A 26,602-nucleotide genomic window follows, 5' to 3' on the forward strand; every position below is an offset into this window, starting at 1 on the left:
AAAGCGCCCTCATATGAGAGCGCTTTTTTTGTTTTATAAACTTCGTTACGGTAGTATGTTATTTGTTAAAATTTTATTTAAAATTAATTAGTTTGTTCATTTTTAACGTTTTAATAAAAAAATAAGTATTTAAAAGTTATTTTTAATTAAATTTAATCGAATTCTAATTCAAATACTTCAAATTCTAATTTGTTACCTTTTTTAAAATTATTTAGAAATATTTTGTATCGAATTATAAATATCTAAACTACATGAAAAAACTTTACTTTTTATTCTTTTTAGCAGTAGGTTTTGTAGCACAAGCGCAAATTGTAAACATACCCGATGCTAATTTTAAAGCGAAATTGTTAAGTGCAAACTCAAGTAATTTTGTTGCATCTACAGTAACACCTGTTTTCGATTCAGCATCGGGTTATTTAATTTCAAATTCATATACTTCTAATACTATTGATGTAAACGGAGATGGTGAAATTCAAGTGAGTGAAGCGCAAGCTATAAAATTTTTGAATGTAAATAGTTCAAATATTTCCGATTTAACAGGTATCGAGGCGTTTACCAATTTGGAAGTTTTACACTGTCTAGGTAATCAATTAACAAGTATGAATTTAACAAATTTAAACAATTTGCTACACTTACAATGTCATGGAAATCCATTATTAAATTTAGACTTTACGGGTTTATCAAATTTACAACTTTTAGGCTGTGGAGGTACTAATAGTCAATTGGTAGGTTTAAATCTTTCTACATTGACAAATTTAGTATATTTATATTTTACTTCAAATCAACTTGGAAGTCTAGATGTTTCAAATTGTACAAATTTGAAAGTGTTGACTTGTAGTAATATTCAATTAACGAATTTGGATGTTTCTACATTAACGAATTTGGAAAAGTTGCAATGTGACCAAAATCAATTAACAAGTTTAGATGTTTCTCAGAATGTTAATTTAAAAGATTTAGTTTGTAATACAAACCAATTAATAAGTTTAGATGTTACTCAAAATTTAGCGTTAGAAAAGTTATCCTGTGTTGGTAATCAGTTGACTAGCTTGGATGTTTCAAATAATACTGCTTTAGAAATGTTTAATTGTGGCGGAAATCAATTTACTAGTTTGGATGTGTCTTCATTAGCTAACTTAATATATTTGTTTTGTGGTGGTAATCAATTAACGGATTTAAATGTATCACAAAATGTTAATTTAAAGTCGTTAATTTGTAATGATAACCAATTAATAAGCGTTTTTGCGAAAAATAATAATAGTAATTGGGTAAATATAGATTTCTCTAATAATCCCAACATTGAATATATATGTGTGGATCAGGAAGATATAAACTTGGTTCAAAATAAGATAAATCAATACGGATTGAGTACAACATGCCACGTTAACACCTATTGTACCTTTATGCCTGGTGGTGTTTTTTATGAAATATCCGGGCAAGCCAAGTTTGATAGTAATACGAATGGTTGTGATATAGATGATGTTAACTATTCAAATTTAAAATTTAGCATAACTGATGGGGTAAGTAGTAGTGTTTTTATAGCAGATACATCAGGTAGTTACTATATGCCTGTTGGTGCAGGGATTCATACAGTAACCCCTGTTTTAACAAATCCCACATATTATACTATTTCATCTCCGAGTTTTACCGTTGATTTCCCTACGCAAGCGAGTCCTTTCACTCAAGATTTTTGTATTACTAAAACTGGAGTACATTCCGATGTAGAAATTTCAATAATTCAAAATATTCCTGCGCGCCCTGGTTTCGATGCAAAATACACGTTAATTTATCGTAATCTAGGTACAGAAGTTGAAAGTGGTAGTGTTACCTTAACGTATGACGATTCCGTTTTGGATTATGTACAATCGAATCCTGTTTATAGCAGCACTGCTACTAATAGTTTTACTTGGAATTATACCAATTTGCAACCATTTGAATCGAGAGCAATTACAATAGAATTTAACGTAAATTCACCTATGGAAACCCCTGCGGTTAATAATGGGGATATTTTGGTGTACAATGCTATTATTACTACTCAAAACACTGATGAAACACCAGCTGATAATACCATAACTTTAAATCAAACGGTGGTTGGTTCTTACGATCCTAATGATAAAACGTGTTTGGAAGGCGAAACCATTAATCCATTAATGATAGGGGAGTATGTGCACTATGTGATTCGTTTTGAAAATACCGGTACCTACCCAGCGGAAAATATTGTAGTTCGTGATGATATAGACACTACAAAATTTGATATTGCTACTTTAGTACCTTTAAGTGCTAGTCATGAATTTTACACCCGTATCAACGGCAACAAAGTAGAGTTTATTTTTGAGAACATCAATCTTGATTTTGATGATGCAACTAATGATGGTTATGTAGCTTTTAAAATCAAAACGTTGTCTACTTTAACAGTGAACAGTACTATTAGCAATACGGCAAAAATATATTTCGATTACAACTATCCAATCGTTACCAATACGGCGACTTCAACGTATCAGGTGTTGAATGCACAAAGTTTTGAATTTGATTCAGTATTTACCTTGTATCCAAACCCAGCGAAAGAGGTGTTGCATTTACAAGTTAAAAATAGCACTGCAATTCAATCAATTGAAATTTACAATATAGTTGGGCAGTTGGTTTTAGGATTACCTAATGCTAGTACTTCAATTGATGTATCAAGTTTAGAAAGCGGTACGTATTTTATGAAAATCAATACCGATAACGGAATTACAGCTACAAAGTTTATTAAAGAATAAAGATTACCAAGATGATAAAAAACGCTCTCATATGAGGGCGTTTTTGGTTTAATAAACTATTGTAAATTAACAACTTGTAATTTGTTAATATTTTATCTTAAATTGGTAATTTTGTTAAATTTTAACATTTATAATAAAAAATAAGTAAATAAAGGTTGTTTTTTAATTAAATTTAATCGAATTCTAATTCAAACCTATCGAATTCTAATTTGTTATCTTTTTTTAAAGTATTTTGTAATATTTTGTATTGAATTATAAATATCTAGACTATATGAAAAAACTTTATTTTTTATTCCTTTTTGTAATGGGGTTTGTAGCCCAAGCACAAATTGTAAATATTCCAGACCCTGCTTTTAAAGCAAGACTACTAAGTGCAAGTCCTAATAGTAATATTGCCTCAACAGAAATACCAATTTATAACTCAAATAGTAATAATTATGTTACTAATTATCATAAAATTGATACTAATAATGATGGTGAAATTCAAGTGTCAGAAGCACAGGCTATTAAATATTTAGATGTTTATAAAAATTTAACTTTAGCAACTATATATGATTTAACAGGTATTGAAGCATTTACTAATTTAATTTATTTGAAATGCGCATCTAACAATTTAAATAATTTAGATTTTTCACAGAATACAGCATTAGAATTTTTGAATTGTAATAACAGTCAAGTATCGAGTATAAATGTTAGCCAATGTCCATTGCTGAAAACCTTGAGTTGCAGTAATAATCAACTGACGAGTTTAGATCTTTCTTCAAATAATGTATTAACTAATTTGTACTGTGATAATAATCAATTGACGAGTTTAAATCTTTCTTCAAATAATGTATTAGCTATTTTGTACTGTAAAAATAATCAACTTACAAGTTTAAATTTTTCCTCAAATAATGCGTTAACTGAATTGTATTGTGGCTATAATCAATTAACAAGTTTAAATATTTCTCAAAGTACAGGGTTAACAAGGTTATCCTGCTATAATAATCAATTAACAAGTTTAGATGTTACTCAAAATGCAGCGTTAACTAATTTAACTTGTAATGATAATCAATTAACAAGTTTAGATGTTTCCCAAAATATAGCATTAACAGTTTTAGGTTGCAGTATTAATCAATTAACCAGTTTAAATGTTTCCCAAAATACAGGTTTAACAGGATTATACTGTTATAATAATCAATTGACAAGTTTAGATGTTTCCCAAAATACAGGATTAACTAGTTTATCCTGCTATGATAATCAATTGACAAGTTTAGATGTTACTCAAAATACTGCTCTCACTTATTTATCGTGTAAAATATCATCAGGAAGTTTAAATGTTTCTCAAAACACATTATTGACATACTTAAGTTGTACTAATAGTCAATTGACTAGTTTAGATGTTTCTCAAAATTTAGCTTTAGAAATATTGTATTGCTCAAGTAATCAATTAGCAAGTATAGATGTATCGAATTTATCTAATTTAGAATATTTCAGTTGTTTTAGTAATCAATTAACAAATTTAGATGTTTCTCAAAATACTGCTCTAACTCATTTAATTTGTAATGGAAATAATTTATCAAGTTTAGATGTTACTCAAAATACAGCTCTAACTCATTTGACTTGTAGTTATAATCAACTAACAAGTTTAGATGTTTCTCAAAACGCTAATTTAGAGACATTAGCTTGTAGTTATAATCAATTAGTAAGTATAGATGTTTCTCAAAATACTAATTTAGAGGCATTAGCTTGTAATGATAATCAATTAATAAGCATTTTTGCGAAGAATACTAATAGTAATTGGGTAAATATAAATTTCTCAAATAATCCTAATATAGAGTATGTATGTGTGGATGATGAAGATATTAATATGGTGCAAAATAAAATTAATCAGTACGGATTAAATACTACATGTCATGTCAATAGTTATTGTTCGTTTACTCCAGGCGGTACTTTTTATAGCATTGAAGGAAACAATCGCTATGATTTTAATACTAATGGGTGTGATGCTGGTGATATTAATTTTGCAAATTTAAAATTAGATATCAGTAATGGTACAACTGTAGGAGGTTTAATAGCTGATGGAACGGGTAGTTATTTTTACGATGTGCAACAGGGGAATTATACTATAAATCCTGTTTTAGAGAATCCAACTTATTTTAATATAGCTCCTACATCAGTTACAGTTAATTTCCCTACGCAAGCAAGCCCTTTTATGCAAGATTTTTGTGTAACAAAAACTGGTGTGCATTCCGATGTAGAAATTGCATTAATTCCAACTACTCCTGCGCGTCCTGGTTTTGATGCAACATATGAACTAATTTTCCGAAACAAAGGAACAGAAATTGAAAGTGGTAGCGTTACCTTAACGTATGACGATTCAGTTTTGGATTATATACAATCGAATCCTGTTTATAGTAGCTCGGCAACCAATAGTTTTACTTGGAATTATACCAATTTGCAACCTTTTGAATCGGGAGCAATTACAATAGCATTTAATGTGAATTCACCTATGGAAACCCCAGCGGTTAATAATGGGGATATTTTGGTGTACACCGCCACTATAACTACTCAAAATACTGATGAAACTCCTACGGATAATACCACAACTTTAAATCAAACGGTGGTTGGTTCATACGATCCTAATGATAAAACCTGTTTGGAAGGGGAAACTATTAATCCATCAATGATAGGGGAGTATGTACATTATATGATTCGTTTTGAGAATACGGGAACGTATCCAGCGGAAAATATTGTAGTACGAGATGACATTGACCCAACAAAATTTGATATAAATACATTAATTCCGTTAAGTGGTAGTCATGAGTTTTACACCCGTATCAATGGTAATAAAGTAGAGTTCATTTTTGAGAACATCAACCTAGATTTTGATGATGCAACCAATGATGGTTACGTTGCCTTTAAAATCAAAACGTTGTCAACTTTAACAGTGAATAGTACGATTAGCAATACGGCTAAAATATATTTTGATTATAACTATCCAATTGTTACCAATACCGCAACGTCAACGTATCAAGTGTTGAATGTTCAAAGTTTTGAATTTGATTCGGCATTTACATTATATCCAAACCCTGTGAAAGAGGTGTTGAACTTGCAAGCTAAAAACGGTATCGCCATTCAATCAATTGAAATTTACAATGTAGTAGGGCAGTTAGTTTTAGCATTACCAAATGCTAGTTCAACAGTAGATGTATCGAGTTTAGAAAGTGGTTCTTACTTCATTAAAATCAATACCGATAACGGTAGTACAAGTACAAAGTTTATTAAACAATAATTGTAATTCGGATTTGGTTATACAAAAACTCCCGATTTCATATCGGGAGTTTTTTATTTAAGGTGTTATACGTTATGTGTTTTGTTTTATGAAAATGAGTTGAAATGGACATTGTAAGTATTGGATTTCAAGTAGGTTTCTACTGTTATTATCGTCTATAAAAAATCGAATTCTAATTCAAAAGGCTCGTTTACTAAATCACTATATGTTTTTGTGAAATAGTAAGTTAAATTAGTATTGTAATAAAAAACAATCTTATGCAAAAACTTTATTTTTTAGCTTTTTTAGTGTTGGGGCTAGTTGCTCAAGCACAAATTGTAAACATACCTGATGCCAATTTTAAAGCAAAATTATTAAATGCTAATTCAAGTAATCAGATTGCGTCAACTGAAACACCTATTTTAAATATTAGTTTAACAGGGGCTTCATCGGTTGTTTCAAATTATCATGTTATTGATACTAATGGTGATGGAGAAATTCAAGTATCGGAAGCATTTAATGTTAAGTATTTAAATTTAATTAGTACAAGTTTAACTATTGCTGATTTTACGGGGCTTGAAATGTTTGTTAATTTACAAGTTTTAAAATGTCCTTATGATAGCCAATTATTAACATCGAATATATCTGGATTGGTAAATTTGAAATATCTAATATGTGGAAGAAATACAACTACTCTTGATGTTACTCAAAATATTAATTTGGAATACTTATACATTAGTAGCATTTACCCATACAATAGTAGCAATAGCCAATTAACTAATTTAAATGTTTCAGGTTTGAATAATTTGAAAAGGCTACAGTGTGGTCATGCTCAATTGACTAATTTGGATGTTTCAGGGAATACTAATTTGATATATTTATCATGTAATAATAATCAGTTAACGAATTTAAACCTCACAGGAGCAACAAATTTACAGCATTTAGATTGTACATTAAATCAATTGCAAAGTTTAGATCTTTCAGGAGTGCCAAATTTAAATTTTTTGACATGTTTGTCAAACCAACTTTCTAGTTTAGATGTTTCTAGTTTGACAAATTTAGAATATTTTAGCTGTACTGATAATCAGATAAGTAGTTTAGATGTAACAGGATTGTTAAACTTAGAAAGTTTTTATTGTACTAGTAATCAATTGACAAGTTTAGATGTTTCTGGATTGCCAATTTTAGAAAATTTTGGATGTAGTTCGAATCAGCTGATAAGTTTAAATTTAAAAAATGGTAATACTAATTGGTCTAATTTTTATTTTTCTGGTAATCCTAATCTTCAATATATTTGTGTTGATGTAGAAGATATTTCCTTGATTCAAAATATGATAAATCAATATGGATTAAATACTACCTGTCATGTTAACAGTTATTGCTCGTTTACTCCAGGAGGCAATTATTATACCATTGAAGGTAACAATCGTTATGATTTTAATACCAATGGGTGTGATGCTGGTGATATTAATTTTGCAAATTTAAAATTGGATATCAGTAATGGTACAACTGTGGGAGGTTTAATAGCTGATGTAACGGGTAGTTATTTTTATGATGTGCAACAGGGTACTTATACTATAAATCCGGTGTTGGAGAATCCAACGTATTTTACGATTTCACCTTCAAGTGTAACCGTTAATTTTCCTACGCAAGCAAGTCCGTTCACTCAAGATTTTTGTGTAACAAAAACAGGCGTGCATTCCGATGTAGAAATTGCATTAATTCCAACTACTCCTGCGCGTCCAGGTTTTGATACCTCATACAAGTTAATTTTCCGTAACAAAGGAACAGAAGTGGAAAATGGAAGTATTACGTTTACGTATGACGATTCAGTTTTGGATTATATACAATCAAATCCTGTTTATAGTAATTCGGCAATCAATAGTTATACTTGGAATTATACCAGTTTACAACCTTTTGAATCGAGAGCAATTACAATAGCATTTAATGTGAATTCACCTATGGAAACCCCAGCGGTTAACAATGGGGATATTTTGGTATACACCGCCACTATAACTACTCAAAATACCGATGAAACACCAGCTGATAATACTGTAACTTTGAATCAAACGGTGGTTGGTTCTTACGATCCTAATGATAAAACGTGTTTGGAAGGGGAAACTATTAATCCATCAATGATAGGGGAGTATGTACATTATATGATTCGTTTTGAAAATACCGGTACCTACCCAGCCGAAAATATTGTTGTACGTGATGATATCGACCCTACGCAATTTGATATTGCAACGTTAGTACCTTTAAGTGGAAGTCATGAGTTCTACACCCGTATCAACGGCAACAAAGTAGAGTTTGTTTTTGAAAACATCAACCTAGATTTTGATGATGCAACTAATGATGGTTATATAGCTTTTAAAATCAAAACGTTGTCTACTTTAACGGTTAACAGTACCATTAGCAATACGGCAAAAATATATTTTGATTACAACTATCCTATTGTTACCAATACCGCTACTTCAACGTATCAAGTGTTGAATGCACAAAGTTTTGAATTTGATACGGCATTTGCCTTATATCCAAACCCTGCGAAAGCGGTGTTGAACTTGCAAGCTAAAAATGACATTGCCATTCAATCAATTGAAATTTACAATGTAGTAGGGCAATTGGTTTTGGCAATGCCAAATGCTAGTACAACAGTTGATGTATCAAGTTTAGAAAGTGGTGCGTACTTCATTAAAATCAATACCGATAACGGTAGTACAAGTGCAAAGTTTATTAAACAATAATTGTAATTCAGATTTGGTTAAACAAAAAACTCCCGATTTCATAGCGGGAGTTTTTTTATTGGAGTAATGTATGTGATTATCGTAAAGTTGCACCCAACTCTTTTTCGAAATTGGTTTGTAATTTTGTCATGATTTTTTCAATTTCCTTATCATTCAAGGTCTTGTTGTCATCTTGAATGGTGAAACTTACGGCATATGATTTTTTACCTTCTGGTAAGTTATTACCTTGGTAAACATCAAACAGATTTACGTCTTTTAATAGTTTTTTCTCGGTTTGTTTTGCTAATTTGAATAATTGTTCAAATGAAACAGTATCGTCTAATAATAAAGCTAAATCTCTGCGTACTTCTGGATATTTTGGAATATCTGTAAATTTCAGTTTGTTTGAAATGTATTTTTGAATGCGAGCCCAAGCAAAATCAGCGTATAAAACTTCTTGTTTGATGTCGAAGTGTTTCAAAATATTCTTTTTAACCGTTCCGAACTCTACAACAATTTCTTTTCCAATAGCTAGAGCAACTCCTTCTGCAAAAACATCATTTTCAAGTGGTAAATTTGTTAATTTTGTATCCAAACCTAAACGTGAAAAAATACTGTTGATATAGCCTTTGAATAAAAAGAAATCTGATTTTTGTTGTGCTTGGTTCCAGTTTTCGTCGTTTCTATTTCCACACACAAACATTGTTAAATGCTTGTTTTCTTCAAATCCAGACGGTAACTTGTGATACGTTTTACCAAATTCGAAAAGCTTCAAATCACTACGTCTACGATTGGTGTTAAATGAAATTGCTTCTAATCCAGAGAACAACATTGATTGGCGCATAGCCGATAAATCGTTACTCAAAGGATTTAACATTAATACGTTAAAATCGTCTTTAATGTTTTCTGAAAGTTTTGAGTAATCGGGTGTTGTCAATGAATTGGCCATCATTTCATTAAAGCCTAAGGCGCACAATTGATTGGCAACAATATTTTGAATTTTGTATTCTTCAGTACGTGAAACATTGGCAATAGTAGCGTTCAATTTTGTAGGAATGGCAATGTTGTTATAGCCATACACTCTTAAAATATCTTCAATAACATCAATTTCACGTTGTACATCTACGCGGTAAGAAGGAATAACCAAGCCTAAACCGGCTTCAGTTACATTGTTCACTTTAATGTCAAGTGCTACTAAAATTTTCTTGATTGTTTCTTTTGGTAAATCTTCACCAATAACTCTTTTTACATTGTTGAAATTTAAGAAAACTTGAAAGTCTTCAACCTTTTTAGGATAGATATCAACAATATCAGAAGTAATTTCACCTCCTGCTACTTCTTGAATCAATAAAGCAGCACGTTTTAAAGCGTATTCAGTAATATTTGGGTCGATTCCTCTTTCAAAACGGAAAGAAGCATCGGTGTTTAAAGCATGTCTTTTTGCTGTTTTACGTATCGAAACAGGGTTGAAATAAGCACTTTCTAAGAAAATAGTTTGAGTGTTTTCTGTAACCCCAGAATCTTTACCACCAAAAACCCCAGCAATGCACATAGGTCCTTCAGCGTGACAAATCATTAAATCCTCAGCATCTAGAGTACGTTCTACATCGTCAAGTGTAGTGAATTTTGTGCCCGCTGCTACCGTTTTAACAATTACTTTGTTTCCTTTGATTTGGTTGGCATCAAAAGCGTGTAGCGGTTGACCCAATTCGTGTAAAACGTAATTGGTAACATCCACAATATTGTTTTTAGGCGTTAACCCAATAGCTTTTAATCGGTTTTGTAACCAAGAAGGCGATTGTCTAACTGTAATTCCCGAAATAGTAACCCCACAATAACGTGGTGCTAATTTTTCATCTTCGATAGCAACGTCAATTTTTAGAGTACGTTTGTCAACTCTAAAATTACTAACAGAAGGTGTTATTAATTCGAAATGCTTGTCTTTATGTGCTAATCCGGCTTTTAAATCACGTGCTACACCAAAGTGACTCATAGCGTCGGCACGGTTTGGTGTAAGTCCGATTTCGAAAACCTCGTCTACTTCAATGTCAAAGATATCTTTTGCAAGCGTACCTGGTTTAAGTTGGTCGTCTAAAACCAAAATTCCGTCATGACTTTCTCCAATGCCTAATTCGTCTTCAGCACAAATCATTCCGTGACTTTCTTGCCCGCGGATTTTACCTTTTTTGATTTCAAAAGCGTTTCCTTCTTTATCATACAATTTTGTTCCAATTGTTGCAACAGGTACTTTTTGACCAGCCGCTACATTAGGAGCACCACAAACAATTTGTACCGGTGGATTACCATCGCCCAAATCAACTGTAGTTATTCTTAATCGATCTGCATCAGGATGTTTTTCACAAGTAAGTACATGTCCTACAACAACACCTTCTAATCCTCCTTTTAAACTTTCAAATTTGTCTACACCTTCTACTTCCAAACCTAAGTCGGTGAGTAAATCGGCTGTTTCTTCTGAACTTTTTTCTATTTTAATAAATTGTTTTAACCAATTGTATGAAATACGCATTTTGTATCGAATTTTAAGATTGCAAAGATACTTTTTAAATTTTTAAATAGAAATGTGAAATTATAAATTTTGAAAAGGTACTTTAAATAATTTCTTCAACATGTTTTTTAATATTAGCAGCAATTTTTGCAGTAGGTAAATCGTTGGCATCTTGACCAAAAGGATCTTCAATTTCTTCTGCAATAAGTTCTAAACTCGCCAATACATAAAAAATGAACACCACAACAGGAATGGTATAGTAGCCTAGACTAAATACATAACCAAATGGTAATGTCATGATATAAATGAAAATAAACTTTTTGATGAATGAGCTGTAAGAATAAGGGATAGGCGTGTTTTTGATACGCTCGCATGCGCCACAGATGTCGGTAAAAGATTGCAATTCTGCATTGATGATGATAAACTGATCCCCTGTAATTTTATTGGAAGTGTACAAAGCATTCGCTTTTTGAAAAAGCATCTTCGCAATTTGGTTTGGGCGGTGTTTGTGGTGGTCAATTTCCAAATCAAGACCTTCAATAAGCATTAATGCTGTTTCTTCATCCGTTAAGTGTTTTTGTAACATTGAAGCATAACTCGGAATTAATTTTCGAAAGTAAACACGATCATTTTCATCTTTAAGATAAGCGGATAATTTCAATGCTAAATTGCGACTGTTGTTTACCAAAGCACCCCAATGTTTGCGTCCTTCCCACCAACGGTCGTAGGCTGTATTAGTACGGAAAACCAATAAAAGCGAAATAACAAAACTTACCAAACCATGCATGATTGTTAAGTTTTTCAAGTGATGATTATCGCTAAGTTTCCAATATTCAATTTCCAAGTAGGCAACTCCATATGAGTACAATCCGATAGTAAGCATCATTGGAATCAATTGACGAAAAGTATCCGATTTATGAAAGCGAAAAATAAATGTAATCCAGTCTTTTGGGTTGTATTGTATCATTTTATATTGTCAAAATTTAGTTTAAATGAGAGTAGCTTTTAGCTAATATAATTCCAAATTGTCTTTTTCTTACTGATTTCAATAAAAACCTCTCGCATTTTTTTGTGTTCCGGTTTTTCCATCGGAGCGTCATCTTTAAGTATTTTTACAGCATGATGACGTGCAAGTTGTAGAATTTCTCGGTCTTTTACTAGGTCGGCTATTTGTAAATTGAGTACACCACTTTGTTGTTTTCCCATAATATCTCCTGGTCCGCGTAGTTTTAAATCCACTTCTGAAATTTCGAAACCATCGTTAGTTTTAACCATGGTTTCCATTCGAACTTTACTATCGTTGCTTAGTTTATGACCGGTCATCAAGATGCAATAACTCTGCTCGGCACCACGGCCTACACGTCCACGAAGCTGATGCAATTGCGATAAACCAAAACGCTCGGCACTTTCAATTACCATTACAGAAGCATTAGGAACATTTACACCTACCTCAATCACAGTAGTGGCCACCATAATATTGGTTTTCCCTTCTGCAAAACGACGCATCTCTTCGTCTTTATCTGCGGGTTTCATTTGCCCGTGCACGATAGAAATTGAATATTGTGGTAGTGGAAAATCTCTTGAAATACTTTCGTAGCCATCCATTAAATCTTTGTAATCCATTTTTTCAGATTCTTGAATCAACGGATATACAACATACACTTGGCGTCCTTTGGCAATTTCATCTTTTAAAAATTTCCAAACTTTTAATCGGTTGCTATCATAACGATGTACTGTTTGAATGGGTTTTCTTCCAGGAGGAAGTTCATCAATTACCGAAACATCTAAATCGCCATACAAACTCATCGCCAACGTTCTCGGAATAGGAGTAGCTGTCATGACCAAAACGTGTGGCGGGATTTCATTTTTCTTCCAAAGTTTACTGCGTTGTTCTACTCCAAAGCGATGTTGTTCGTCAATAATAGCAAGTCCCAAATTATGAAAAACTACTTTGTCTTCAAGTAAAGCGTGGGTACCAATTAAGATATCCAAGCTGCCATTTTCAAGTTCTTCATGAATGATTTTTCGTTCAGCGGTTTTGGTAGAACCCGTAAGTATTTTAATATTGATATCGAGATTTTTCGCAAGATCAGAAAGCCCCATGAAATGCTGGTTGGCCAAAATTTCTGTTGGTGCCATCAAACAACTTTGAAAACCGTTATCCTTTGAAATCAGCATTGATAGTAAGGCTACAATGGTTTTTCCAGAACCTACATCTCCTTGCAATAAGCGGTTCATTTGGGCATTACTACCCAAATCATTTCGAATTTCTTTGATAACTCTCTTTTGTGCATTGGTCAATTCAAAAGGAAGGTGATTTTTATAGAAATTATTAAAATTATCACCCACTATTTCAAATGGATGGCCTTTAATTTTATGTTTTCGAATTAAGTTTTTGGTTATTAATTGCAGTTGGATAAAGAATAACTCTTCAAATTTTAATCGAAATTGTGCCTTGGAAAGTAATTCTTGATTTTTAGGAAAATGCACATTGAATATGGCCGCATTTTTAGGAATTAACTTCAATTCTTCTACCAAATAGGAAGGTAGTGTTTCTGAGAATAAAGCTTGGGTTTCAACAAATAATTGTTGCATCATTTTGTTGATGACACGATTTGAAATTCCTTTATTGGTTAGTTTCTCAGTGCTTGGATATACCGGTTGCATAGCCGAACGTAAACTAGCTTTGTGCTCTTCTAGCAATTCCATTTCAGGATGGGCCATGTTGAATACTGCACCGAATTGCGTTACTTTTCCAAAAATAACGTAAACTACGTTTATTTTTAAGCTTTCTTTAATCCATTTATGGCCTTGAAACCACACCAATTCCATTTGTCCTGTATCGTCAACAAAGGTTGCTACTAAACGTTTTCCACGTTTTTGTTCAACCGTTTTGATATTGACAATTTTACCAACTACTTGTACTTCAGAGTTGCTATTAACCAATTGGTTGATTTTGTAATAGCGGGTTCTGTCTATATAACGATTGGGGTATAAATTCAGTAAATCACCGTATTTATGAATGTTCAACTCCTTACGAAGCAGGTCACCACGTTGGGGACCTACGCCTTTTAGATATTCAATAGGAGTCTCAAGTAGATTCATTTTTTGGATGGCAATTATATTCTAAAAGTAAAAATAGAAATTATTTCGGAATTAAATCGCAATACCAAAAACCAAATTCAGATGGGGTATCATCGGTATCACAAGCAGTATTAGAAGTTGAAGTACCTTTTGGTTTTTCATATTTTCGATGTACAATTTCACCAATTTCAAAAGCTATAGGCTTGTCAAAAATAGGGCCATCAAAAGTAAAAGTGTGAAATTCACCATTTTCACCGCATACATCAACATTGTCAGGTAAATCAGCAATGAATTGTTGATCAATTATTCTCCCTACAAAGCTTTTGTCTAAAAACTTTTCGTTAACACAAGTCACAATTGTTTTAAAACCTAAAGATAAAAACTCTTCAATTAGCGCTTTCGTATCTTCTTTCCAAAGTGGAAATTCACCTTCAAAGCCCATTTCTTTCAATTTGTTTTCGCGATACATGCGTAGGTCTTCTAGGAAGATATCACCGAAAATTGAATGTGTGACGCCTTGTTCTTTTAAATTTGTTAAGGTTGTACGCATTACATTTTCATAAACTTCCATAGTTGGCATTTCTGGAATCATCATTTTAGTAAGTGGAATTCCGAGACTTCTGGCTTGTTGGTCTAGTAATTCTACTCTTACGCCATGCATTGAAATGCGTTGGTATTGTTCGCTTACGCTTGTTAAGAGGGTAACAATTTCAAAATTAGGATTATGTAAGGTTTTGTATAATGCAAGTGCTGAATCTTTACCACTACTCCAGTTAAAAAGTGCTTTCTTTTTCATTTTGGGGTACAATTTTGGAGTAAACTTACAAATTATGCTTCAAACTTTCTAAAAGCTTTGTAAATTTGGAAACATCAGAATTATCAATATGAAACGACTTACGTACCTACTTTTATTTTTTTGTTTTATTTCCTACAGTCAGCAAATTGAAAATGTTGATTTTACTTCATTGAATGCCCAATTGTATCCCCATTTTGAAAGTAAGTCTGTTACAGGTGATGTAACTTACGATTTTGTGGTGAAAAATAAAAAAGATACAATTAGTATTGATGCCATAAACATGCAATTTGATAATGTGAAAATAAATGGTAAATCGGTAAATTATAAAGTTACAAACTCTGAAATAAAATTTTTTGAAGGTTTCAAAAAGGGGAAAAACACTTTAACTTTCCATTATAAAGCAACACCTAAACAAGCTTTGTATTTCACAGGTGAAGGTGATGATTATCAAATATGGTCGCAAGGACAAGGTAAATATACCAGTCATTGGCTGCCAAGTTTTGACGATGTAAATGAAAAAGTGATTTTTAATTTAGCAATTGAATATGATCCTATTTTCACGGTTTTGTCAAATGGTAAATTAGAGTCGGCGATTGTTCAAAATGGGAGTAAGACATGGAAATATACAATGGATAAACCTATGTCTTCTTATTTGGTAATGTTAGCAATCGGTCATTTTAATAAAGAGAGAGAGATTTCAGCATCAGGAATACCGCTTGAATATTATATTGACCAAAGTGATGTTGCTAAGTTTGAACCTACGTATCGATATTCTAAAGTTATTTTTGATTTTTTAGAAAATGAAATTGGAGAAGCTTTTCCTTGGCATATATACCGTCAAGTTCCGGTTCGTGATTTTTTATATGCTGGTATGGAAAATACTACAGCTACCATTTTTTCACAGGAATTTGTAGTGGATTCGATCGGTTTTAACGATAAGAATTACGTAAATGTAAATGCGCACGAATTGGCGCATCAGTGGTTTGGTGATTGTGTAACAGCTCGTGAAGGAAAGCATCATTGGTTGCAAGAGGGTTTTGCTACATATTATGCTTTATTAGCCGAACAATTGATTTATGGTGATGATTATTTTTACTTTCAGCTTTGGGATATGGCGCGTCAACTTTCTCAGGCAAACGAAGAAGTACCAGTGTTAAATGAAAAAGCGAGTTCATTAACTTTTTATAAGAAAGGAGCTTGGGCATTGCATATTTTAAGAAGTGAGGTAGGTGCGGATAATTTTAAAACTGCAATAAAGAATTATTTGAAAAAGTATGCTTATAAAACGGCAGATACCGATGCTTTTTTAGCAGAAATTAATAAAGTATCACAATTTGATACCAAAACTTTTAAAATGATGTGGTTGGAAACTGCAGGTTTTGATTTTAATGCGGTCCAAAAGTATATTAGTTCTAATAGTTTTTTGAATGAGTTTTACACCATATTGAACAATTACAATGTAGCTTTTGAAGAAAAGAAAAGTTATTTTGAAACAATTATGCAATCGGATGTTTTTTTTCAAGCTAAGAAAGAAATTTTGTACCAATGCAGAACGGTCCCTTTTGAGAACAAAAGACGTTTGATAGAATTAGCTATGGCAACTAATGATGTACATGTAAGACAGGCTGTAGCTGAAACCGTTGATTTCATTCCTCAAAATTTCCAACAGGAATTTGAGACTTTATTGGCAGATAATTCGTATATTACAAGAGAGATAGCATTGTTTAAACTTTGGCGAAATTTTAAAGACGACCAATACTATTATGCATTAACGAGCAATGAATGGGAAGGTTTGAATTACAATTTAAAAGTTGCTAATTATACCTTAAAAATTGTAACCAAAGGAATTGCCCCTCAAGATAAAATAGCAGCTATATTTGGACTGGAACAAATGACGAAATTACCATATGAAACTATGGTAAGAGAAGCGGCTATAAAAACCATTTTAAGCTTGAACATACCATCCGAGCAAGTATATTTGAGTTTAATAGATGCAACATTGCATCATAAATGGCAGTTTGTTAAATTTGGAAAAGACAATTTACGAGTTTTACTTTCCAATCCTGAAAAACGCCAAATGCTAATAAACTTAGAACCTAAAATGAGTACAATTCAAAAAGAACGATTTGCAACTTTTTTAAACGAAACACGCTAAATGAAGGCACTAATTATTTCAGGAGGAGGAAGTAAAGGCGCATTTGCTGGAGGTGTTGCGCAATATTTAATTCAAGATCTGCATAAGGATTATGATTTGTATATTGGTACATCTACAGGTAGTTTGTTGGTTTCGCATTTAGCATTAGAAATGGTTGATAAAGTTAAAGAAGCGTACACCTCGGTAAATCAAAATAGTATTTTCAGCAATTGTCCTTTTAAAATCAAAAAGCGTTATGGTGAGGATGTCATCTTGATTAACCACTTCAATGTTTTGAAAAATTTTTTAAGAGGGAATAAAACATTTGGGGAGAGTAAAAATCTTAGAACTTTAATTGGTAACTTTTTTACTGAAGAAGAGTTTAACAAGTTGAAGCAAAGTAAAAGAGAAAGTATCGTAACTGTTTCTAACTTGTCTTTGAATTCGGTGGAGTATAAGTCGATTAACGATTTTGAATATGAAGATTTTTGCGACTGGATTTGGATTTCCTGTAATTATATTCCATTTATGTCTTTAGTTCGTAAAAACGGATGTGAGTACGCAGATGGTGGTTTTGCAGCTATGGTACCAATTGAAGAAGCTATAAAACGTGGCGCTACTCATGTCGATGCAATTATCTTGCACACAGAGTCGCCGTTGTACAATAGATTACCAGCACGAAGCCCATTTACTGCTTTGACCAATTTGTTTACTTTTATGATGGACCGTATTGAATATCAAAATATCAAAATAGGGAAATACGAAGCCAAGTTCAAGAATGCTACGATAAACTTTTATTATACGCCCACTTTATTAACTACCAATTCTTTGATTTTTAAAAAAGAAGAAATGAAAAAATGGTGGCAATCGGGGTATGAATATGCAAAAACAAAAGAAGTTGACACTCAAGAAATACCTGATGAAGAATAATTAAATATCTTTTTGTAACTTTCTTAAAAATATTTATAAAATGAAAAAAACTCTACAACTATTCTTATTATTTGTAGCAATTCATTCATTTTCACAAGCTCCTAATATTGAATGGGCAAAGTGTTTTGGTGGGAACCAGAATGAAATTGGCTATGGAATTGATTTAACATTAGATGGTGGCTACATTTTAACCGGTAGTAGTGAATCGGCTGATGGAGACATTACTTCAAATAATGGTGATTTAGATTTTTGGGTCACAAAAGTTGATGCAACAGGAAATTTAGTTTGGCAAAATAATTTTGGAGGAAGTAATATAGATAGAGCTTATGCAGTAAAATCAACTTCAGATGGAGGATATGTTGTTGTTGGTCATACAAGTTCAAATGATATAGATTTAACATCTAATAAGGGAAACTCTGATGCTTGGATAATTAAGCTGAATAATTTAGGTGTTTTGCAATGGCAAAAGAATGTTGGTGGTGGCGGAGCAGATGTTTTTAATGATGTAATTTTAACAAGTGATGGTGGTTTTATAGCTGTTGGAAGTACTTTTTCTAATAATAATGATGTTTCTGGAAATCATGGTAATTCCGATTTTTTAGTAATGAAGTTTGATAGTTTGGGTACAATTGAGTGGCAAAAATGTTTTGGGGGAAGTTCTGCTGAATCTGTTCCAAAAATAATTCAGTTAAGTGATGGTAATTTTTTAATAGGTGGTTATGCTTTTTCAACAAATGGCGATATTACTGTGAATAATGGTATGAGTGATTATTGGTTGGTAAAATTTGACACTACAGGTACTATTATTTGGCAAAAAAGTTATGGAGGTACAAATACAGATTCAGCGGCAAGTATGGCAGAGTTAGCCGACGGAAATATTTTGGTTGTAGGTGCTACTCAATCAAATGATGGAGATGTTACAGTTCAAAATGGAATAGGAGATTATTGGATTTTAAAGTTAAACAGTTCAGGTAATTTGATTTGGGACAAAAGTGTTGGTTTTGCTTTTTCAGATTGGGCTCAAGATGTTATAGTAAATCCAGATGGGAGTTTTTATGTAAGTGGAACTATATTCGCACATAATAATGGCGGTTACGGACAAAGTGATATAGGAATTTTTGCATTTGATTCTAGTGGAAATGTTGTTTGGAGTAAATTAATTGGAGGTTCTAATTATGAACAAGGGAGAAGGTTAATTAAAAATCAAGATGGAAATTTAGTAGTCTTTGGTGAAACGGGTTCTAATAACGGACTTATTACCGATAGTAATGGAATGAATGATTTTTGGCTAGTAAAATTTGAATTAGATATTTTATCTTCAAATGCATTTACTTCAAATGATTTTAAAGTATATCCAAATCCTACAAAAGATTTTATTTATATTTCAAACCCTGAAAATCAGTTAATAGATAAAGTTGAAGTTTTAGACTTAAATGGAAGAGTTTTATATTTTTCCGAAGAATTTTTAGACAGAATAGACTTAAAAACTTTTCAAAACAACATTTATATACTTAAATTGTATAGCGATAAAGAAGTTTATAATTATAAATTTATAAAAGCATAATAAAAAATCCCAATCATTCGATTGGGATTTTTTTATTAAAACACTCTTTTAAGTTCTTCTTTCAAATAGTGAATTGCTATAGCGCTAGGAGCTTCAGTTTCGGTGAGCTCAATCAAAATAGCTTCACGTAATTTTTCAGCATTTGGAATATCTTCTTCAATTGATTTCTGACGTATCATTTGAACGGTTGAATTTTTAGCTTTTGTAATTACATCCCAAGTATTTGCTGTTAAATACACTTGTTGTGTCAAATTGTGTTCAAACTCCGTTTGAATTGTATGAATCAATAGAGTAGCATAATCATTTTTATCAACACTTATTGGTGCTACTCGTAACAATAATTGCGCAGGATGAATACGCTCTAATAATAAAACCATACGCTCATACGCTTGCAAACGAATAGGAAGTGCCTGCTTTTGGTTTTCTTTTAAAAGTTCAAATCGTCTTCTATTTTCTTCGTTTTTGAAAAAAGAATGAAATAAAAAGTAAGCGACGCCTCCTGTAATTAAGGCTGGCAATGTATAAGAAGCAAGTTCAATAATTTTAGTAGAATCCATAACTGTTTTTATAATTGGTAACGCAAAGTAAAGCCTAATATTTTAAAAAGCAAATACCTTTAATAAGAAACTCATTACTTATCCCTAACTACTGAATTTAGTTGATAAATTCATTTGTAATAACTCCTTTAGTAATGTATTTTTGTAAATTAGATAAAATCAAGAAAGTAAAGTGATACAAAATATAATTTCCCAATTAAACGAAGCACAACAAGCGCCTGTTTTACAGAAAGATGGCCCTATGATTGTAATTGCGGGTGCAGGTTCAGGTAAAACAAGAGTTTTAACCGTTCGTATAGCTAATTTAATGAGTCAGGGTGTAGATGCGTTTAATATTTTGGCCTTGACCTTTACCAACAAGGCGGCTCGTGAGATGAAAATTCGTATTGCTGATATTGTTGGAAATAATGAGGCTAAAAACCTTTGGATGGGAACCTTTCACTCCATTTTTGCTAAGATATTACGTATTGAGGCTGATAAATTGGGATATCCATCAAACTTTACCATTTACGATACACAGGATTCTGTTCGTTTAATTGGTGCTATTATAAAAGAAATGCAATTGGATAAAGATGTATACAAGCCGAAACAAGTTTTGGGACGTATTTCATCTTATAAAAACTCTTTAATTACAGTTAAAGCCTATTTTAATAATCCCGATTTGCAAGAGGCCGATGCGATGAGTAAAAAGCCACGTATGGGAGAAATATATCAGCATTATGTAGAGCGTTGTTTCAAATCCGGAGCTATGGATTTTGATGATTTACTTTTGAAAACCAATGAGCTTTTAAATCGCTTTCCAGATGTTTTGGCAAAGTATCAAGATCGTTTTCGTTACATCTTGGTTGATGAGTACCAAGATACCAATCATTCTCAGTATTTGATTGTTCGTGCGTTATCAGATCGTTTTCATAACATTTGTGTGGTAGGGGATGATGCGCAAAGTATCTATGCGTTTCGTGGTGCTAATATCAATAATATTTTGAACTTTCAAAAAGATTATGACAACGTTCAAATGTATCGTTTGGAACAAAATTATCGTTCGTCTCGAAATATTGTTGAAGCAGCGAATAACGTTATTGATAAAAATAAAACCAAACTTGATAAAGTAGTTTGGACAGCAAACGATGAAGGTCCAAAGATCAAGGTTCATCGTAGTTTAACTGACAGTGAAGAGGGGCGTTTTGTAGCCTCTACCATTTTTGAACAGAAAATGCAACATCAGTTGCCAAATGGAAATTTCGCGGTTTTATATCGTACCAATGCCCAATCACGTTCAATAGAAGATGCGTTGCGTAAACGCGATATACCGTATCGTATTTATGGCGGTTTGTCTTTCTATCAGAGAAAGGAAATAAAAGATGTTTTAGCTTATTTGCGTTTAGTTATCAATCCAAAGGATGAAGAAGCTCTAATTCGTGTAATCAATTATCCTGCAAGAGGAATTGGTAATACTACTATAGAAAAGTTGACTGTTGCTGCTAATCATTACAAGCGATCTATTTTCGAAGTAATGGAACACATTGATAAAATTGATTTAAAACTGAATAGTGGAACTAAAGCAAAGTTACAAGATTTTGTAACCATGATTAAAAGTTTCCAAATTATCAATGAAAATCAAGACGCCTTTTATTTAACGGAACATGTTACCAAAAAGACAGGTTTGGTACAAGAGTTGAAAAAGGATGGAACTCCTGAAGGCATTGCTCGAATTGAAAATATTGAAGAATTATTAAACGGTATTAAAGATTTTACCGAAGGTCAAAAAGAAGTTGATGGTGCTCGTGGTGCATTAGCTGAGTTTTTAGAAGATGTTGCATTGGCAACTGATTTAGACAAAGATACAGGTGATGATGATAGAGTGGCGCTAATGACTATTCACTTGGCAAAAGGTCTAGAATTCCCTCATGTATTTATTGTTGGAATGGAGGAAGACTTGTTCCCAAGTGCAATGAGTATGAATACGCGAAGTGAACTAGAGGAGGAGCGCCGTTTGTTTTACGTAGCGTTAACCCGTGCCGAACATCAAGCGTATTTGACGTATGCGCAATCGCGTTACCGTTGGGGTAAACTAGTCGATAGCGAACCTTCACGATTCATTGAAGAGATTAACGATCAATATTTGGATTATTTAAACCCTGTAGACACTGGAAATTATCGTTACAAACCAATGATGGATATTGATATTTTTGGTGACATCGATAAATCAAAATTGCGATTATCAAAACCAATTGCGAGCAAACCACCAGTACATTTAAGTGCAGAAGTTCCTAAACCTAATTTACGCAAGTTAAAACCAGTTTCGGGTGTAAAGACACAAGGAAGTTCTTTGTTTGAAACCAATTTAACAGTGGGTAATGTGGTTATGCATGAACGATTTGGAAAAGGACAAATAGTGAGTATTGAAGGTATAGGAGCTGATAAAAAAGCAGAAATTAAGTTTGATGTAGGTGGTTTGAAAAAGTTGCTGCTAAAATTTGCTAAATTGGAAGTAATTGGTTAATTGTCAGAAAAATAACCTTTAAAATAATATAGTTTAGGTTTATTTGCTTTATCTTTATGTACTAATCTCAAAATGTATGTCAGAATTTATTAGAATATACGAAGACAAACCTAGTGAAGCGGCTATTAAAAAAGTAGTTGAGGTTTTACGCAATGGAGGATTGATTATTTATCCGACAGACACGGTTTATGGTTTAGGGTGTGACATTACTAATTCTAGAGCATTAGAACGTATTGCAAAAATTAAAGGGATTAAACTTGAAAAAGCTAATTTTTCGTTTGTTTGTTCTGATTTGAGTAATATTTCGGATTACATTAAGCAAATTGATACCGCTACTTTTAAAATTTTAAAAAGAGCACTACCTGGACCATATACTTTCATTTTACCAGGGAATAATGAGTTACCTAAAGAATTTCGTAAGAAGAAAACGGTAGGTATTCGTGTACCTAATAATAATATAGCATTGCAGATTGTTGCTATGTTGGGTAATCCAATTGTTTCAACCTCGATACATGATGAAGATGAGGTATTGGAATATTCAACCGACCCAGAATTAATTTTCGAAAAGTGGCAAAATAAGGTCGATTTGGTGATTGACGGTGGTTATGGAGACAATGTAGCTTCAACAATCATTGATTTATCGGGATATGAACCTGAAGTAATCCGTGAAGGGAAAGGAAGCTTGGATATTTTTTAATCTTTGCTTATTAGTATAAAAAAGCCAATTGTTCATATACAATTGGCTTTTTGTTTTCTAATTGATTTTTAATCACCTAATAAGCGTTTTTTTAATGTTTTGTCAACAGCATTTACTTCAAGCCAAATACCGAATAACATTTTTCTAAAATCTTGTCCTTCAATTTCTCCAATTAACTCTTCATTGGCATACACAGAAGTTACACCATCATTTGCCGTATACACAAAGTCAAGGAATCCATTTTTTGTAATTTCTTTTTCAAAAAAAGCTTTGAATTTATCCAAACGTTCTCTAACGGCAGAAATGTCACCTTGATACGATTTCTGGACACCGTCTTCAATTGCTTGAATTAATTTCTTTTTGGAAACCATTGATGAGGTTATGAATAAACGAGTAGCAATAGTTTCATTGGAATTTAAAATTTTTTCCGCGTCATCAGTTTCGTTTTCTAAATACAAAGCTTGTGTATAAAGATTAATCCACATTTTGTCTCGTATTCCGTATCCGTTTAGGTTCAATTTGGTTTTACTTTTACCATCTTTGAACTTCAATGTTTTTGGAATACTGATACCATCAACTTCAATTGTACTTTGCGAAAAAGTTTGAAGTGCAAAGAATAGCACTAGGGCTGTGCAAAAAAATCTTTTCATGATTAAATTAAGGTTAAGTTTGTTTATTGTAAATGTAAAAAAAAAAGAGCTCCTTTAAAAGAGCCCTTTGTTAAAATTGAATTTTGTTATTTTTCTAAATTCTTCATTTCCTTTTCAATCATGTCATAAAACTGATCAATTTTAGGCATAATGATTATTCTAGTTCTTCTGTTTTTAGCACGATTAGCAGGTGTATCATTGTCCACTAATGGGATATAATAACTTCTACCCGCTGGTATTAATTGTTTTGGGTTTACACCTAGTTCAGTATGTAAAACTCTTACGATTGAAGTAGCTCTTTTTACTGATAAATCCCAGTTGTCTAATAAAACTGCATTTTTAATTGGCACATTGTCTGTATGACCTTCTACCATACATTCAAAATCCGGTTTGCTATTAATTACTTTTGCCACTTTTGCTAATACACCTTTAGCTTTATCCGTTACATTATAGCTACCTGATTTGAATAGTAAATTATCTGCAATAGAAATCATTACTACTCCTTTTTCAACGTTAATATTGATATCCGGATCGTCAATCCCCACTTCACGTTTTAAGCTAGTTACTAAAGCTAAGGTTACACTGTCTTTTTTAGTTAAAGCATCTTGTAATCTAGAAATTTTTAAATCTTTTTCTTTTAAACTTTCCAAAGATTTTTCAAGATTTTGAGCTCCTTTAGTTGTTAAAACAGTTAGTTCTTTTGAACTGTTAATCAAATCGGTATTTGTTTTCTTCAAATAGTCAATTTGATTTGCCAATGCTTCACGCTCTGTTAAACAAGTATTCAGCTTAACAGTGGCTGTGTTTAATAGATCTTGAGTTTCTTTTTGTTTTGCTTCTAGTTCAGTAAACTTTTTCTTTGATACACAAGAAGTTAATGATAGTGATAACACTAAAATTGATACAGCAGCTTTTTTCATAATTAATATAAAATTTTAAACAAAATTAGGGAGATTTAAGGGTTTCAGCGAAATTTTTAAGCCAAAATATTGTTAAAATAATTCACCAAAGTAGTGTTGTTTGTTAATAAAATAACGAGTTACGACTGATTTTATTTTATAATAATTAGGGTTTTTCGTATATGTTCTCTTTTTCAAAAACTTAGGTAAGAACCAATAAAAATAAAAGTGCGATTTTAGAACAGCCCATAAATGCTTAGGCTTTCCTTGAATTAAAAATCGAACACCTGCAATTCCATCAAATATTAATCGGATAAACAAGGTAAAAAACAATTGATTGGAAGGAACGTTTTTGGTAAGCATCCAAAGTGAATTCCTGAAATTAAGAAAAGTTTTTTTCGGACTGCCAGTTTGTAGTGTTGCTCCACCAATATGGTATACAGTTGAATCGCTACAATATTTAGCTTCGTATCCTTGGTTAAAAGCTCTCCAACACAAGTCAATTTCTTCTTGATGGGCAAAGAAATCTTCGTCAAAACCGTTTAGAGATTGAAAGACTTCATTACGAATAAAGAGACAAGCTCCACTTGCCCAAAATATACTGGTGATGTCATTGTATTGTTGGTTGTCTTGTTCTAGTGTGTCAAAAAGGCGACCTCTGCAAAAAGGAAAACCATATTTATCGATATACCCACCAGCAGCACCTGCATATTCAAAAAAATCACGCTTTTTGTAATCTAAAATTTTAGGTTGTACGATTGCTGTATTGGGTTCTTTTTTTAATAACGCTAAAATGGGGTTTAACCAATTTTCGGTAACTTCAATATCGCTGTTGACTAATGCTAGAATAGGTTCTTGAATTTCACGTAATGCTTCATTATAGCCTTTTGCAAATCCAAAATTGGCTTTGTTTTCAATTATTTGAACACTTGGAAAATCTCGTTTTAAAATGGAAATAGAATTATCAGTTGAAGCATTATCCGCCACATAAATGGTAGCTTTATCGGAATAGAGTAGTATTTTGGGTAAAAACTCTTGTAGTAATTTTTCACCATTCCAGTTTAAGATGACAACTGCGATTTCTTTCAATGTTATTCGTTTTTATAATTGGGTAAGTGTTGTAGAAATTGGTACTTTTCATTTTCAAAGTCCATTTTACAAAAATAATGATTAATACCATTGGTAACCATTAAATATTCGGCCTTTAAAATCAAATTGTATTGTGCAATTTGATCGAATGTTTGTTGGGAAATGGTTACTTCCGGAGCTTTACATTCTATAAGTAAAAAAATAGTGCCATCAGGATTAAAAACAATACCGTCATAGCGTCTGTTTAACCCGTTTACTTTTACGAGTTTTTCAACATTAATAAGTGATTTAGGGTATTTTTTTTCTAATAAAAGAAATTGAACAACATGTTGTCTGACCCATTCTTCAGGAGTGAGAACAATAAATTTTTTTCGAATTTCATCAAAAATATAGGGTTTATTTTCACTATTTTTGAAGCGAAACGAATAGGTTGGAAAATTCAGTTGTTGCATAAAGCAAAA

17 protein-coding genes are annotated in these 26,602 nt (G+C 32.2%); 8 read left to right on the plus strand and 9 right to left on the minus strand.

Translation table 11 applies throughout. The features are described from left to right. Window positions 1-251 precede the first annotated feature (251 nt). The 3 genes from ACFS5J_RS00660 (at window position 252) to ACFS5J_RS00670 (ending at window position 8,753) form a co-directional block, all read left to right on the plus strand. Window positions 252-2,756, plus strand: a complete 2,505-nt coding sequence (locus tag ACFS5J_RS00660) for a DUF7619 domain-containing protein (RefSeq protein ID WP_379809978.1) — start codon at window positions 252-254, stop codon at window positions 2,754-2,756. Window positions 2,757-3,027: 271 nt separating this feature from the next. Next, on the plus strand, window positions 3,028-6,030 hold the full coding sequence (locus ACFS5J_RS00665; protein WP_379809979.1) for a DUF7619 domain-containing protein: 3,003 nt from the start codon (window positions 3,028-3,030) through the stop codon (window positions 6,028-6,030). A gap of 257 nt (window positions 6,031-6,287) precedes the next feature. Then, complete coding sequence (locus ACFS5J_RS00670; protein ID WP_379809980.1) at window positions 6,288-8,753, plus strand: DUF7619 domain-containing protein; 2,466 nt, start codon at window positions 6,288-6,290, stop codon at window positions 8,751-8,753. Between the two features lie 76 nt (window positions 8,754-8,829). On the opposite strand, the gene pheT is transcribed toward ACFS5J_RS00670, so the two are convergent. From pheT to ACFS5J_RS00690, 4 genes are all read right to left on the minus strand, one after another. Further along, a complete protein-coding gene (gene pheT / locus ACFS5J_RS00675; RefSeq protein WP_379809981.1) occupies window positions 8,830-11,259 on the minus strand; it encodes a phenylalanine--tRNA ligase subunit beta in 2,430 nt (809 codons plus the stop codon). An 82-nt stretch (window positions 11,260-11,341) separates the two neighbouring features. Continuing rightward, on the minus strand, window positions 11,342-12,205 hold the full coding sequence (locus ACFS5J_RS00680) for a bestrophin family protein (protein ID WP_379809982.1): 864 nt from the start codon (window positions 12,203-12,205) through the stop codon (window positions 11,342-11,344). Between the two features lie 38 nt (window positions 12,206-12,243). Continuing rightward, window positions 12,244-14,343, minus strand: coding sequence for an ATP-dependent DNA helicase RecG (recG, locus tag ACFS5J_RS00685; RefSeq protein ID WP_379809983.1), 2,100 nt, complete (start codon window positions 14,341-14,343; stop codon window positions 12,244-12,246). A 40-nt stretch (window positions 14,344-14,383) separates the two neighbouring features. Then, entirely contained in the window at window positions 14,384-15,118 is a 735-nt protein-coding gene (locus ACFS5J_RS00690; protein ID WP_379809984.1) for a Dph6-related ATP pyrophosphatase, read from the minus strand. 88 nt (window positions 15,119-15,206) lie between these two features. Here ACFS5J_RS00690 and ACFS5J_RS00695 point away from each other — a divergent pair, with 88 nt between their 5' ends. The 3 genes from ACFS5J_RS00695 to ACFS5J_RS00705 are packed head-to-tail and all read left to right on the plus strand — an operon-like array spanning window position 15,207 to window position 19,746. After that, the gene (locus tag ACFS5J_RS00695; protein ID WP_379809985.1) at window positions 15,207-17,273 is read left to right on the plus strand and encodes a M1 family metallopeptidase; all 2,067 of its coding nucleotides are present in this window, start codon (window positions 15,207-15,209) and stop codon (window positions 17,271-17,273) included. Beyond that, window positions 17,274-18,182 (plus strand): patatin-like phospholipase family protein, encoded by a 909-nt coding sequence (locus tag ACFS5J_RS00700; protein ID WP_379809986.1) that lies wholly within the window; start codon window positions 17,274-17,276, stop codon window positions 18,180-18,182. A gap of 40 nt (window positions 18,183-18,222) precedes the next feature. Beyond that, window positions 18,223-19,746 carry a T9SS type A sorting domain-containing protein gene (locus ACFS5J_RS00705; protein ID WP_379809987.1) on the plus strand — a complete coding sequence of 508 codons (1,524 nt, stop codon included), beginning with the start codon at window positions 18,223-18,225 and terminating at the stop codon, window positions 19,744-19,746. A gap of 35 nt (window positions 19,747-19,781) precedes the next feature. Here ACFS5J_RS00705 and ACFS5J_RS00710 read toward each other — a convergent pair whose 3' ends face one another. After that, window positions 19,782-20,303 (minus strand): DUF7935 family protein, encoded by a 522-nt coding sequence (locus tag ACFS5J_RS00710; RefSeq protein WP_379809988.1) that lies wholly within the window; start codon window positions 20,301-20,303, stop codon window positions 19,782-19,784. Between the two features lie 175 nt (window positions 20,304-20,478). On the opposite strand from ACFS5J_RS00710, the gene ACFS5J_RS00715 reads away from it, so the two are divergent. Both ACFS5J_RS00715 and ACFS5J_RS00720 read left to right on the plus strand, forming a co-directional pair. Then, window positions 20,479-22,806 (plus strand): ATP-dependent helicase, encoded by a 2,328-nt coding sequence (locus ACFS5J_RS00715; protein ID WP_379810198.1) that lies wholly within the window; start codon window positions 20,479-20,481, stop codon window positions 22,804-22,806. A gap of 76 nt (window positions 22,807-22,882) precedes the next feature. Further along, on the plus strand, window positions 22,883-23,503 hold the full coding sequence (locus tag ACFS5J_RS00720) for an L-threonylcarbamoyladenylate synthase (RefSeq protein ID WP_379809989.1): 621 nt from the start codon (window positions 22,883-22,885) through the stop codon (window positions 23,501-23,503). Between the two features lie 68 nt (window positions 23,504-23,571). Here ACFS5J_RS00720 and ACFS5J_RS00725 read toward each other — a convergent pair whose 3' ends face one another. The 4 genes from ACFS5J_RS00725 to ACFS5J_RS00740 form a co-directional block, all read right to left on the minus strand. Further along, a complete protein-coding gene (locus tag ACFS5J_RS00725; protein WP_379809990.1) occupies window positions 23,572-24,153 on the minus strand; it encodes a chalcone isomerase family protein in 582 nt (193 codons plus the stop codon). Window positions 24,154-24,239: 86 nt separating this feature from the next. Next, window positions 24,240-25,073, minus strand: a complete 834-nt coding sequence (locus tag ACFS5J_RS00730) for an OmpA family protein (protein WP_379809992.1) — start codon at window positions 25,071-25,073, stop codon at window positions 24,240-24,242. Window positions 25,074-25,145: 72 nt separating this feature from the next. Next, window positions 25,146-26,141, minus strand: coding sequence for a glycosyltransferase family 2 protein (locus ACFS5J_RS00735; RefSeq protein ID WP_379809994.1), 996 nt, complete (start codon window positions 26,139-26,141; stop codon window positions 25,146-25,148). A gap of 2 nt (window positions 26,142-26,143) precedes the next feature. Next, window positions 26,144-26,593, minus strand: a complete 450-nt coding sequence (locus ACFS5J_RS00740; protein ID WP_379809996.1) for a type I restriction enzyme HsdR N-terminal domain-containing protein — start codon at window positions 26,591-26,593, stop codon at window positions 26,144-26,146. Window positions 26,594-26,602: the final 9 nt, after the last annotated feature.

The organism is Flavobacterium chuncheonense, from assembly GCF_042686145.1.
GTDB lineage: Bacteria > Bacteroidota > Bacteroidia > Flavobacteriales > Flavobacteriaceae > Flavobacterium > Flavobacterium chuncheonense.